This is a genomic window from Leptotrichia sp. oral taxon 498, from assembly GCF_002240055.1.
Taxonomy (GTDB): domain Bacteria; phylum Fusobacteriota; class Fusobacteriia; order Fusobacteriales; family Leptotrichiaceae; genus Leptotrichia; species Leptotrichia rugosa.
Window position 1 is genome coordinate 1,398,375 of record NZ_CP016753.1, and the last position, 13,985, is coordinate 1,412,359.

A 13,985-nucleotide genomic window follows, 5' to 3' on the forward strand; every position below is an offset into this window, starting at 1 on the left:
ATTAAAAAAAGTTAGCAAAAAAATTGATGTTGTGGTAAAATATAAAAGAAGTTTTTCAGAAAGGATAAAAGTTATGTTGATAGATAAAGTGAAAGAAGTGAAAATTACGGATAAAATAACAGTTGGTAATGGAAAAATATTTCTTATTGCAGGACCTTGCGTGATTGAATCTGAAGATCTGGTCATGGAAGTTGCAAAAAAAATGAAAGAAATTACTGACAAATTAGGTATTAACTATATTTTCAAAGCATCTTTTGACAAGGCTAACCGTTCTTCAATTTCATCTTTTCGTGGACCAGGCATAGACAAAGGATTGGAAATTTTAGCGAGAGTTAAAGAAAAATATGGCGTGGCATTGGCGACGGACATTCACGAATCTTGGCAATGTGAAAAAGCTAAAGAAGTTATTGATTTATTGCAAATTCCGGCATTTTTATGCAGACAGACGGATTTACTTGTAGCAGCGGCAGAAACTGGAAAAGCTGTAAATATAAAAAAAGGACAGTTTTTGGCACCTTGGGATATGAAAAATGTCGTAAATAAATTTTGTGAAGTTGGCAATGAAAATATAATGCTTTGTGAAAGAGGAGCGACTTTTGGCTACAACAATTTAGTTGTGGATATGCGAGGACTTTTGGAAATGAGGAAATTTGGATTTCCAGTTGTTTTTGATGCGACACATTCGGTACAAATTCCAGGCGGAAAAGGAGATAGCACAGGCGGAAACAGAGAATATGTCTATCCACTAGCTAGAGCGGCTGTTTCTGTCGGAGTTGACGGAATTTTTGCAGAAGTTCATCCAGATCCTGACAAAGGGCTTTCAGATGGACCAAATATGTTAAAATTAGAAAATGTTGAAGAAATTTTAACAAATTTATTAAAATACGATAAATTAACAAAAGAATTATAAAAAATAAAATTTAGGAGGAAAATTATTATGAGTTCAAAATTATTATTGACACCAGGACCTACAAATATACCTGAAAGATATTTAGAAATTTTTGGAAAAGATATTATTCATCATAGAACGCCTGAGTTCAGAAAATATATGAAAGAAAATAACGAATATTTGAAAAAAATTTTTAAAACAAAAAATGATGTGGCAGTTATAACTTCGTCAGGAACTGGAGTTATGGAAGCAGCAGTTGTAAACTTTTTCTCAAAAGGAGACAAAGTTTTGGCAATTAATACTGGATATTTTGGAGATAGATTTAGAAAAATTGGAGAAATTTATGGGCTTGATGTAATAAATTTACAATATGAGTTTGGAGAAAGCTATGAATTATCTGATGTAAAAAAAGTTATTTCAGAAAATCCAGATTTAAAAGGAATTCTGATGACTCACAGCGAAACTTCAGTTGGAATTTTAAACGATGTAAAAGCAGTTGGAGATTTAACTAAAAATACTGATATTATTTTGGCAGTTGACACAATTAGTGGACTTGTGGTAAATGACTTTGATTTTGATGGTTGGGGAGTTGATGTTGCAATAGCGGGAAGCCAAAAAGCCTTTTTAATACCACCAGGATTGGCGTTTGTTGCAATTAGTGACAAAGCTGAAAAAGCGATGGAAAAATCTGATTTACCAAAATATTATTTTGATTTGAAACAATATAAAAAATATTTTGACGATAACAACGAAACTCCATATACTCCAGCAATTGCTTTAGTTTTGGCACTTAATGCGTCACTAAAAGATTTGGTAAATAAAGGAATTGAAAATATTATTTCTGAAAAACGAAATTTGAGAAAATATATTGAAGAAAAAGCACAAAAATTAGGATTTAAATTACTTGTAAAAACTGAAGAAAATAGAACAAATACGCTTATTTCAATTTACAGGGAAGGTATTGTCATAAAATCAATAATTTCAGCTCTAGAAGAAAAAGGATACACAGTTACAGGTGGAAAAGGAAAATATGCACAAAGCCTTATGAGAATTGGAATTTTGGGAGAAATTTCAAAAGAACAAATTGATGACTTTTTTGTAATTTTTGAAGAAGAAGTGAAAAAACAGCTGGGAAAATAGGAAGAAAGAAGATAGGAGAGATGAATGAAGCCGTATTTATTTAAAATCGGAGAGTTTGAACTTAGAATATATAGTCTTATGTATATTTTAGCTTTTTTATGTGGGATATTTATTGGACTTTCTGATGATGTGGCAGAAAAACGGGGAATTACTGACAGAAAAATCATCGAGGATTTTGCATTTTCAACAATACTTGCAGGGCTTATTGGCGCAAGAATTTATTATGTAATCTTTAGATTTTCAGATTATGTGGGAAATCCGCTGTCTATATTTTATGTCTGGCAAGGTGGACTTGCAATTCACGGTGGAATAATAGGTGGTTTTATAGGAGCTTATCTGTTTGCCAAAAAAAGAAAAATTAATTTGTGGGTTTTAACGGATATGGCAGTTGGAGCGTTACTATTTGGTCAATTTTTAGGTCGTTTTGGAAACTTGGCGAATGGAGAAATCCATGGAGTGCCTACATTTACACCACTTAGCGTTATTTTTTCTGGAAGATTTAACGAATGGTGGGCACAGTATCAGGCGATGGGTGCTGATATGCAAGCAAAATTTAAAGAAGTTGTACCTTGGGGAATAACATTTCCGCTAGATACACCTGCAGGTTCAGAATTTCCAAATTTGCCGTTGCATCCAGCGATGTTATACGAAGGATTTTTAAATTTAATAGGATTTATAATTTTATGGTTTTATTTTAGAAAAAAAGAAAAAAATCCTGGAGTGCTGACAATGATTTACTTAATAATGTATGCATTTATTAGAATGTTTGTAAGTACATTTAGAGCTGAAGATTTGAGATTTCCAGGAACTTCGATAAGAATGCCTTATTTAATAAGCATTGTTATGATTATCGGTGCAATAATTGGAATAATATATTTTAGTAAACCTGAAAGAAAATTCGTTCCAATTGAAGAAATAAAGACAAACTCAAGTTCAAATGAAAATGAAGAAACAAAAAAAGTTGATTTGAATAGCGAACAAATTTCTGAAAATGATGCAACAAAAGATTCTGATGAAAAAGAGATTAAAATATAAAAAATAAAAACTATTTTAGAGTCATAAAAATTTAGCTTTAAAATAGTTTTTTTATTTATCATTATTTTTTTATTTAAATAGAATTTATAAAAAAACTATCAAGGGGTCGAGATAGTTTTTTAGGAATTTTATTTATTATTTATTATTTTTTTTATTACCTTTTTTTCCACTTTTTCCACGATTATCAACTAAGGCTTTAATGCCATCTTTTTCATATTTTTTTACCCAAGAGTAAATCTGCTGGTATGAAATACCAAATTTTTTTATGGTTTCATTGTAGTTGTGGTAGTTGGCAATGCAATACTCCACAATACTGACTTTTTTTTCTAAATCAATTCTTATATGTTTTTTATGACGAATAATATTTCCGTCTAAATCTCTATTTTTTCTATAATCCCGAATCCAATAATTTAATACGCTAACTGAAGAAATGTTGTAATTTTTGCAAACTTCAAATAGAGAGCTTTGACCATTTAAATATTCCAAAACAGCTTTTTCACGGATTTCTTTTGAATAATGTCTATTTTTTTCTGATGTAGAAATGCTTTTTTCCCCTAATTCAATATATTTTTTTTTCCAAGTTGTCAGGGCTGATTTTGAAATACCATATTCTTTGGTGATATTTCTAATGCTCTCATTTTCTTCTAACATTTTTTTTACAAGTTTGATTTTCAGTTCGTTGGATATTTTTGATTTTCTTCCCATTAAATAGTTCCTTTCAATTAATTTTTTGAAAAAAACAACCACTTCACTGAAAGAGTAGTCAATTTTTTAGTATAATTTACAAATAAATATATTTATATTAGATAAAATACAGAAATAAAATGGGCGATACTTCCCAGCATTACAAAAATATGCCAAATCATATGGTTAAATTTACATATTTTCCATTGATAAAAAATAGTGCCTAATGAATATAAAAGACCACCTATTACAAGGCAAATTAATGATACTTTATTTATATTTGTTATTAAACTTCCCCAAGCTATTACAATCATCCATCCCATAAAAAGATATATTAGAGTGGAAAATACCTTAAATTTCCCAGTAAAAAATACTTTAAATAAAATTCCTAAAAAACAAGTTGTCCATTGTAAAGCTAAAATAATTTTATTCGTAGGAGAATCTACAACAAGATATAGGAAAGGTGTATACGTTGCTGCAATTAAAATGTAAATTGCAGAATGATCCAATATTTCAAAAATTTTTTTTGCAATACCTGGATGTAAACCGTGATATATGGACGACATTGTATAAAGAACAGTCAATCCAAATCCAAATACCATAAATGAAACAATAGTCCCTGCATCCCTTGTCAGACTAGCTCTTATTGTAAGAACAAAAAGTGCGATAATCGAAAGTCCTGACCCAACAGTGTGACTTACAAAATTACCTATTTCTTCTCCATGTGTAAATGTTTCGGCGTCTTTAATATTTATTTTTGAAACTTGATTTTTATTAACCGTTTTTTTCATAAATTTTCCTCTCAAAATAAATATAATATTTATATATATTATATGTAATAATATCATAAAAGATTTTATTAAATATTTTTTTTCCCTTATAAAATAATTACATTTAAAATTTTATTAATCGATGTAAAAGTATTCAAAACTTTATTTGTAAGAAATTCAAAAAAGTATTAGACTTGAAGTGTATTTATAGTGTATAATACTTGCAGTAAATTTAAAATATGAAAGGAATTTAAAAATGATATTAGACAAAATTAATAGTCCAAAAGATTTAAAAAATTTAAAAAGAGAAGAATTGGTTGAATTAGCGGCTGACATAAGAAAAGCGTTATTAAATAGATTGACAAATTATCCTAAAGGAGGGCATGTGGGACCTAATTTTGGTGTGGTTGAAATGACGATTGCTTTGCATTATGTGTTTAATTCGCCAATTGATAAAATTGTGTTTGATGTGTCGCATCAGGCTTATCCGCATAAAATTTTAACAGGGAGAAAAGATGGATTTCTTTATAAGGATAAATTTAAAACTGTTAATGGGTATACTGACCAAGATGAAAGTGAACATGATTTCTTTAGGGTTGGACATACTTCAACATCTGTTAGTTTGGCGACAGGACTTGCAAAAGCTAGAGATTTAAGAGGTGCTAAAGAAAATATAATTGCATTGATTGGAGATGGTTCGTTAAGTGGAGGACTTGCTTATGAAGGATTGAGTAATGCTGCTGAACAAGGTGGAAATCTGCTAATTATTGCGAATGATAATGATCAGTCAATTGCGGAAAATCATGGTGGATTGTATAAAAATTTAAGGGAATTGAGAGAAAGTAATGGTGAGGCACCAAACAATTTCTTTAAATCGCTTGGTTTGGATTATAAATATGTGGCTGATGGACATGACATTAATAAATTAATTGAAGTGTTTAAAGAAGTGAAAGACATTGATCATCCAATAGTTTTACATATTCATACAATAAAAGGAAAAGGGTTGCCATATGCTGAAAAAGATAGAGAACCTTGGCATTATAATGCAAACTTTGATCCAAAAACAGGTGAACCAAAAACTAAACCTGAACCAAAAGAGGAATTTGGAACAATAACATTTGATTTCTTGACAGATAAAATGGAAAAAGATCCGACAGTTACATTTATTAACGCTGGTGTTCCGATGGGATTTGGATTTACAAAAGACAGAAGAGAAAAATTGGATAAATTGAGAAAACAATATGTTGATGTTGGAATTGCTGAAGAACATGCGACAACTTTTTCATCAGGAATGGCAACAAATGGTGCAAAACCAGTATTTGGGGTAATTAGTACTTTTGTTCAAAGAACTTACGATCAAATATCTCATGATATTGCAATAAATAAAGCACCAACAGTTACTTTAGTATTTGGCGGAACATTAAAAGGTATGAATGATGTAACACATTTAGGGTATTTTGACATACCGATGATTTCAAATATACCGAATATCGTGTATTTGGCACCAACTACGAAGGAAGAATATTTGGCAATGCTTGACTGGGCGATTGATCAAAATGAAAATCCAGTATTTATAAAAGTGCCTGGTGGAGCAGTTCAACATTCTGAAACTGATGTGGATAAAGATTATTCTAACTTGAATAGCTACAAAATTGTGGAAAAAGGAAATGATGTGGCGATTATTGGATTGGGAGAATTTTTTTCGTTAGGTAAAGAAGTGAAGGAACTGCTAAAAGAAAAAGCTGGAATTGATGCGACATTGATAAATCCTAGATTTATAAGTGGTGTTGATGAAAATTTGTTGAATGAATTAAAAGAAAATCACAAATTGGTGGTTACATTGGAAAGCGGACAAAAAGAAGGAGGATTTGGAACGAAAATTTCTAGTTTCTACGGAACTTCTGACATGAAAGTGCTTAATGTAGGTGCTAAAAAAGAATTTACTGATGAAGTTCCTTATGATGTATTTTTTGAGGAAAATAGACTTACGAAAGAACAAATTGTTGAGGATATTTTGAAAGTATTAAAATAAAAAATAAAAAAGAGAATAATTTTTCTATTCTCTTTTTTTATGTAAATTTTTTATAGATTTAAAATATTTTTACACTCTGCTCGTTGTCCCATTTTCAATTTTTTTTCTGTCGTTAGCTTTTAAATATTTTTTTCTAAGTCTTATTGAATTAGGTGTAATTTCTACAAGTTCGTCAGTTTCAATGTATTCAAGTGCTAATTCTAGGGTAAATTCTTTTGGCGGCGCTAATTTTACAGCATCATCACTCCCTGCAGCCCTCATATTTGTAAGTTTTTTACCTTTGCAGACATTTACGACCAAGTCATTTTCCCTTGAGTGCTCTCCAACTATCATTCCTTCGTATACTTCCACACCAGGACCGATAAATAGCGTACCTCTTGCTTGAAGATTATTTAGCGCATAACCTAAACTTGTTCCAGGTTCCATCGCTATTAAAACTCCCCGATGTCTATTTGTAACTTCCCCTTTGAAAGGTTCGTAGTCAAAGAATGAATGGTTTAAGATTCCAGTTCCTCTTGTTTCAGTCAAAAATTCGTTTGTGAATCCGATAAGTCCTCTTGACGGTACTTTGAATTCAAGTCTTGTATAACCGTCAGTTCCTTGATTCATATTTACCATTTCCCCTTTACGAAGGCCGAGTTTTTCAATAACGACTCCGACAAATTCATCAGCAACATCAATTATAGCAAGTTCAATTGGCTCCATTTTTTTCCCGTTTTCTTCTTTGTAAATAACTTCTGGTTTTGACACGGCTACCTCATAACCTTCTCTTCTCATATTTTCCAATAAAATAGATAACTGCAATTCACCTCTACCTTTTACAATAAATGCATCGGGAGAGTCAGTCATTTCAAGTCGCATACTTACATTGTGATTAACTTCTTTTTGAAGTCTCTCCAAAATATTTCTCGAAGTTACAAATTTTCCATCTTGTCCAGCAAAAGGTGAATCGTTTACTAAAAAGGTCATCGCAAGTGTTGGCTCATCAATGTCAATTAATGGAAGTGGTTTAGGATTTTCTCTATCTGCAACAGTTTCTCCTATATCAATTTTATCAATTCCCGCAATTGTAACAATATCCCCGGCTAGTGCTTCTTCCATCTCAATTTTTTTAAGTCCGTCATATCCGTAAATTTTAGAGATTTTTCCGTTTACTAAATCTCCGTTTCTTTTGATAAGAGTAACTTCTTCATTTTTAGAAATTTTTCCGTTATAAATTCTTCCAGTTCCTAGTTTTCCAACATATTCATCGTATTCCGTATTAGTGATTAACATTTGAAGCGGTTCAGAAGCATCTCCTTCAGGATCTTCAACGTGCTGCATAATCATGTCGTAAAGTGGTTTCATATCTTTATTTTCATCTTCTAACTCAATTTTAGCATACCCATTTTTGGCTGAAGCGTAAACAACAGGAAAATCTAGCTGAATATCGTTTGCTCCAAGTTCAACAAATAAATCAAATACCGAATCTACGACAGCGTCAGGCTCAGAATTTGGTCTGTCAATTTTATTTACGACTACAATTGGTCTTAATCCATGTTCTAGTGCTTGTTTTAACACATATTTAGTCTGCGGCATAACTCCTTCAAAAGCGTCAACCAAAAGCAAAACAGAATCAACCATTTTTAATATTCTCTGTACTTCTCCACCAAAATCCGCATGTCCTGGTGTATCGACGATATTTATTTTATATCCTTGATAATGAAATGAAGCGTTTTTAGAAAAAATTGTAATTCCTCTTTCTTTTTCCAAATCATCACTATCCATCACTCTTTCATCAACTTTTTCGTGTTTTCCAAATGTTCCAGCCTGTTTTAAAAGTGCATCCACAAGCGTAGTTTTCCCATGGTCGACATGGGCAATAATTGCAATATTTTTAATTTTACTCATTCTTTTTTGTGTTTTTCTCCTTCTATCATTTAATTATATTCTAGTTCATAATTATTATACCATATTATTAAACTTTTTTGTATTTTTATTGCCAAAAAATCATTCTATGACAATCAATTCTTTTTGACTTTTATTCAAAACTTCACATCCATTTTTAGTTACAACGACATCATCTTCAATTCTGGCTCCACCAAAACCATCAAAATAAAGTCCAGGCTCAACGGTCACAATCATATTTTCTTCAAGTTCTAAGTGATGAGATTTAGATAAATACGGCAATTCATGAATTTCAAGCCCAATTCCATGTCCCAATCCATGCCCAAAATATTCTCCTAAATTTTTGCTTTCAAAAAAATCTCTTACAGCTTTGTCAACTTCATCTGTATACATTCCAGCTTTAATTGTTTTAATTCCAAGAAGTTGTCCAGCTAAAACTGTGTTGTAAACTTCTCTATGTCTATTTGTAATATTTTGTCCATAATATACAGTTCTTGTGATGTCGGAAACATAGCCGTCGTAATATGCTCCAAAATCCATTGTAATAAATTCATCCTTTTGAATTTTTTTGTCACTTGCAACTCCGTGTGGCATGGCAGATCTTAGTCCACTTGCGACAATTGTGTCAAATGATCTGTCAGAAGCTCCCAATTTTCTTTGAGTGTATTCCAAATGAGCCGCTATCTCTTTTTCGGAAACTCCTTCTTTAATTATGCCAAGCACTTCAGTAAAAGCAATATCGCTTATTTCAATAGCTTTTTTAATAATTTCAATCTCTTTTTCAGATTTTTTCATTCTTTGCAAAATCAATTCATTTCCTACAGGAGTAAGTTCTGAACTGAAATTTTCTTTTATTGTTTGATAAAGTGCAAATGAAACATTGTTGTCTTCAAATCCCACGTTTTTTAAGCCCAATTTTTTCATAAATTCTCCAGCTGATGCAACCAAAGTTCTGCTTTCTACAAATTCAAATCCCATTTTTGTAACTTGCTCAGTCGCTTGTTTTTTATATCTAAAATCTGAAAAAAAATATTTTTTTTCTTTTGTAACAAGAGCTGCTCCAGTTGTTCCAGTAAATCCTGTAAAATATCTGAGATTGTACATATCTGTTAGAAAAAGTCCATCAATATTTAATTTTTTTAAAATATTTTCCAATTTTTGTGTTTTATTTTCCATATTTTTTAACCTTCTTTCATTAATTTTTTTATTATATAATTTTAGCACAAAAAAATGAAAAAAAGCAATAAATTTTTGTGAAATTCGTGATATGTTGTTGACTTTAACCTATAAATATGATAAATTTTACTTATCAAAAAATTATAAGGAGATAAAAATGGCAAAAGAAAAAGTAGTATTAGCCTATTCAGGCGGATTAGATACATCGATTATTATACCTTGGTTAAAAAATAACTATGATTTAGAAGTAATCGCTTGTTGCGTAGATGTGGGACAAAACGAAAATATGAGTTCTGTAAAGCAAAAAGCAATTGAATCAGGAGCTTCTAAAGTTTATGTGGAAGATAAAAAAGCAGAATTTGTAAAAGATTACGCATTTCGTGCACTAAGAGCAGGAGCAGTCTACGAAAATAAATATTTACTTGGAACGTCATTTGCAAGACCACTAATCTCGAAGGTACTTGTGGAAGTTGCACACAAGGAAGGAGCAAAATACATTTGTCATGGATGTACAGGAAAAGGAAATGATCAGGTAAGATTTGAAACAGGTGTATTTTCATTAGATCCAACAATTCAAATTATAGCTCCATGGAGAATTTGGGACATCTCATCAAGAGAAGATGCAATTGACTATGCTCAAAGATTTGACATAAAAATAAATGTTACAAAAGAAAAAATTTATTCAAGAGATCAAAATTTATGGCATATTTCACATGAAGGTGGAGATATTGAAGGTCTTGAAAATGAACACAAGGAAGATATTGTCTATGTGATGACAACACCGCCTGAAAAAGCACCAGATAAACCAACTTATGTAGAAATAACTTTTGAGCAAGGTTGGCCAACTAAAGTTGACGGAGAAGATTTGGAACCAGTTGACTTGCTTAGAAAATTAAATAAAATTGCAGGAGAAAATGGAGTTGGGGTAATCGACATCGTTGAAAACAGACTTGTTGGAATGAAATCCCGTGGAATTTATGAAACTCCAGGTGGAACACTTCTTATGGAAGCGCTAAAGGATTTGGAAACATTGATTTTTGACAAGGATACATTTGAATTTAAAAAATTAGTTTCAAGAAAATATGCCGACTTAACTTATGCTGGACAATGGTTTACACCGCTTCGTGAAGGACTTGACGCTTTTGTTGACGAAACTTCAAGAAATGTAAATGGAACAATAAGATTAAAATTATATAAAGGAAGCGTAAAAATTGCTGGAAGGTTTACCGACTTTGCACTTTACGACGAAGGAATTTCATCGTTTGGAGCAAGTGAGCTATACAGCCATAAAGATGCAGAAGGATTTATAAAATTATTCTCGCTTCCAAATAGAATAAGAGCTTATAAAAAACATAAATAGTCAGTAATTTTGAAAATAATTGCTAAAAAATAATATTTCACAAAATATATGATTTTATAAAAGTCTTTAGTTAAAACTAGAGGCTTTTTTTTGTAAAAAATAGGAAATTTTTGTTAAAATTTTTATAAATCTAAAATTTTATGATAAAAATATAAAAAAATTTGAAAATACTATTTGATTTTTTCAAAAATGGGGGTATACTTTAGTGTAAGATAAAAATGGAGGTAATAAATATGGAAATGTTAGCTATGATATTAGCTGGTGGAAGAGGATCTAGACTTGACATCTTATCAGAAAAAAGAGTTAAACCTAGTGTTCCATTTGCTGGAAAATTTAGAATTATAGATTTTGCACTTAGTAATTGCTCAAATTCAGGAATTTATGATGTTGCACTTCTAACTCAGTATTTGCCATTGTCATTAAATGAGCATATTGGTTCAGGAAGACCATGGGATTTTGACAGAAGAGATTCAAGTATAACAATGTTGCAACCACATGAAAAACTTAGCGGAAACTCTTGGTATAGAGGGACAGCTGACGCAATCAGACAAAATATAGAGTTTATAAAAAATAAAAATCCAAAATATGTATTAATCTTATCAGGTGATCACATTTATAAAATGAATTATAAATGGATGTTAAAAGAACACGAAGAAAATGGCGCTGAACTTACAATTGCAGTTCAACCTGTGCCAATTGAAGAAGCAAGTAGATTTGGAATTTTTGAAGTAGATAAAAATAAAAAAATTCTTAGTTTTGAAGAAAAACCTGCTGAACCAAAAAGCAATTTAGCTTCAATGGGAATTTATATTTTTAATACTGACACATTATTAGAATATCTTGAAGGTCTTCCAAATGACGATTTAGACTTTGGAATGCATGTAATTCCTGCAATGATTCAAAATGATAGAAAAGTTTATGTTCACACTTACGACAGTTACTGGAAAGATGTAGGAACTTATGATTCATACCTTGAAGCAAACTTGGATTTGATTAAAAAATCTGAAGAAGTTGGAATTAACTTATATGACAAAGAATGGAAAATTTACACTAGAAGTGAAGATTTAGCACCAGTTAGAATAGGAATAACAGGAAATGTTCAAAACTCATTAATCTGTAATGGATGTAAAATCGAAGGAAGTGTTCAAAATTCAGTATTAGGACCAGGTGTTACTGTGAGAAAAGGGGCAACAGTTAGAAACAGCATAATTTTCTCAGGAACTTATATAGATGAAAATTCTCACCTAGATACTATAATTGCTGACAAAAACACATATATCGGAAAAAATTCATTTATAGGAAATGGAAATGCTGATATTCCTAACAAAGAAAGACCTGATTTATTATCTTCAGGAATTACTGTTATAGGAAAAGGTGTTCATATACCTGATGGTTCAATCATCGGTAAAAACGTAAGAATACTTAGCGGTGTAAGAGTTGATCCACATAACAGAACTGTTGAAACTGGAGAAACAGTAAAATAAAAATGTAAAAAAGATTTCGGGGATTTCCCCGATTTCTTTATAAAAGAATACAAGGAGTGGTTTAATTTGAAAATAGTCTATTTAGCATCAGAAGTAGCTCCATTTTACAAATCTGGTGGTCTTGCAGATGTAATGGGTGCACTACCAAAAAAAATGCAGGAATTGGGACACGAGGTTTCAATAATAATGCCAAAATATGATAAAATTCCACTAAAATTTTTAGAAAAGCTGGAATGGGTGGCAAGACTTGAAAGTCACGGAGATATTTTTAATTTAGTCAGATATCCAGATGACAAAATTAACTATTATTTTATTGAAAATAAGGCTCTATACGAGCGTGGAAGAGTTTACGGGGATTATGACGAAGATATTCAATATGCGATGTTTTCTGAATTAGCACTTAGATTTTTAAAAGAAATAAATTTACAGCCAGATATTTTACATTGCAATGACTGGCAAACAGGACCTGTTCCGTATTTTTTGAACGTGAGATACAACTACGATCCATTTTATTGGGATATGAGAACAGTTTATTCAATTCATAATTTGATGTATCAAGGAAGATTTTCTAAACGGTCTTTTGAGAGAATGGGATATTATATGAATGACAGAAATGACTTGAATTTTATGGAAATAGGAATTGGATCTGGAGATGTTGTAAATACAGTTAGTCCGACTTATGCTGAAGAAATAAAATATCCTTATTTCAGCGAAGGACTTGAATGGATTACAAATCATAAAAAAATTTATGGAATTTTGAATGGAATTGATGTCAATGTATTTGATCCTAGAAATACAAAAGGAGTTATTCCTTTTGACAAAGATCATCTTGATAAGAAAAAAGAAAATAAATATAAATTGCAGGAAAAATTAGGGCTTCCAAAATCAGATGATGCAGTAATTTCAATAATTTCCAGACTTGTTGAAGGAAAAGGGCTGGATTTGGTAAGTGCAGCACTTGAAAATCTTTTACAGTACGATGCTGTTCAAATTGTGATTTTAGGTAGTGGAGATAGATTTTATGAAGATTATTACAATTATTTGGCTTGGAAATATCCTAATAAATTTAAAGTTTATTTGGGTTACAATGCAGAACTTGCTAACGAAATTTATGCGGGAAGCGATATGTTCTTGATGCCTTCAAGATATGAACCATGTGGGCTTAGCCAAATGATAGCAATGCGTTTTGGAACTGTTCCAATTGTACGTGAAACAGGTGGATTAAAAGATACAGTTAAACCTTATAATGTATTTACAGATGAAGGAAACGGCTTTTCATTTACAAATTTCAATGCAGATGATATGTTATTTACGATAAAAGTAGCTGAAGGAATATATTATGACAGACCAGATGTTTGGAAAAAATTGGTCGAAAGAAATATGGAATTAGATTTTTCTTGGGATAAATCAGCTAAAGAATATGTAAAATTATACGAAGAAGCGAAATCTCATTAATTTGAAAAAAATATAAAGGTAGCGGAATTTTTACGATTCCGTTATTTTTTTAGAAAAAATAATTGATAATCAA

Annotated in this window: 11 protein-coding genes; 7 read left to right on the top strand and 4 right to left on the bottom strand. The window is 31.0% G+C overall.

Features of this window, described 5'->3' with window-relative positions; translation table 11 throughout:
- The first annotated feature begins 73 nt into the window (after positions 1-73).
- From kdsA to lgt, 3 genes are read left to right on the top strand one after another with little or no spacing between them, the layout of a single operon-like run.
- Positions 74-910 (top strand): 3-deoxy-8-phosphooctulonate synthase, encoded by an 837-nt coding sequence (gene kdsA, locus BCB68_RS06920; RefSeq protein ID WP_094080108.1) that lies wholly within the window; start codon positions 74-76, stop codon positions 908-910.
- A 27-nt stretch (positions 911-937) separates the two neighbouring features.
- Positions 938-2,029: a pyridoxal-phosphate-dependent aminotransferase family protein gene (locus BCB68_RS06925; RefSeq protein WP_094080109.1), complete on the top strand. Its 1,092-nt coding sequence runs from the start codon at positions 938-940 to the stop codon at positions 2,027-2,029.
- Positions 2,030-2,053: 24 nt separating this feature from the next.
- Entirely contained in the window at positions 2,054-3,064 is a 1,011-nt protein-coding gene (gene lgt, locus BCB68_RS06930) for a prolipoprotein diacylglyceryl transferase (RefSeq protein ID WP_094080110.1), read from the top strand.
- 135 nt (positions 3,065-3,199) lie between these two features.
- On the opposite strand, the gene BCB68_RS06935 is transcribed toward lgt, so the two are convergent.
- A complete protein-coding gene (locus BCB68_RS06935) occupies positions 3,200-3,769 on the bottom strand; it encodes a helix-turn-helix domain-containing protein (protein WP_094080111.1) in 570 nt (189 codons plus the stop codon).
- Positions 3,770-3,861: 92 nt separating this feature from the next.
- Complete coding sequence (trhA, locus tag BCB68_RS06940; protein ID WP_094080112.1) at positions 3,862-4,539, bottom strand: PAQR family membrane homeostasis protein TrhA; 678 nt, start codon at positions 4,537-4,539, stop codon at positions 3,862-3,864.
- Positions 4,540-4,774: 235 nt separating this feature from the next.
- Here trhA and BCB68_RS06945 point away from each other — a divergent pair, with 235 nt between their 5' ends.
- Positions 4,775-6,550 (top strand): 1-deoxy-D-xylulose-5-phosphate synthase, encoded by a 1,776-nt coding sequence (locus tag BCB68_RS06945; RefSeq protein WP_094080113.1) that lies wholly within the window; start codon positions 4,775-4,777, stop codon positions 6,548-6,550.
- Between the two features lie 69 nt (positions 6,551-6,619).
- On the opposite strand, the gene typA is transcribed toward BCB68_RS06945, so the two are convergent.
- Positions 6,620-8,440: a translational GTPase TypA gene (gene typA / locus BCB68_RS06950; RefSeq protein WP_094080114.1), complete on the bottom strand. Its 1,821-nt coding sequence runs from the start codon at positions 8,438-8,440 to the stop codon at positions 6,620-6,622.
- A 99-nt stretch (positions 8,441-8,539) separates the two neighbouring features.
- On the bottom strand, positions 8,540-9,613 hold the full coding sequence (locus BCB68_RS06955; protein WP_094080115.1) for a M24 family metallopeptidase: 1,074 nt from the start codon (positions 9,611-9,613) through the stop codon (positions 8,540-8,542).
- Between the two features lie 157 nt (positions 9,614-9,770).
- On the opposite strand from BCB68_RS06955, the gene BCB68_RS06960 reads away from it, so the two are divergent.
- The 3 genes from BCB68_RS06960 (at position 9,771) to BCB68_RS06970 (ending at position 13,912) form a co-directional block, all read left to right on the top strand.
- The gene (locus BCB68_RS06960) at positions 9,771-10,973 is read left to right on the top strand and encodes an argininosuccinate synthase (protein ID WP_094080116.1); all 1,203 of its coding nucleotides are present in this window, start codon (positions 9,771-9,773) and stop codon (positions 10,971-10,973) included.
- A 233-nt stretch (positions 10,974-11,206) separates the two neighbouring features.
- A complete protein-coding gene (locus BCB68_RS06965) occupies positions 11,207-12,457 on the top strand; it encodes a glucose-1-phosphate adenylyltransferase (RefSeq protein ID WP_094080117.1) in 1,251 nt (416 codons plus the stop codon).
- Between the two features lie 66 nt (positions 12,458-12,523).
- Positions 12,524-13,912 (top strand): glycogen synthase, encoded by a 1,389-nt coding sequence (locus BCB68_RS06970; RefSeq protein WP_094080118.1) that lies wholly within the window; start codon positions 12,524-12,526, stop codon positions 13,910-13,912.
- Positions 13,913-13,985 lie beyond the last annotated feature (73 nt).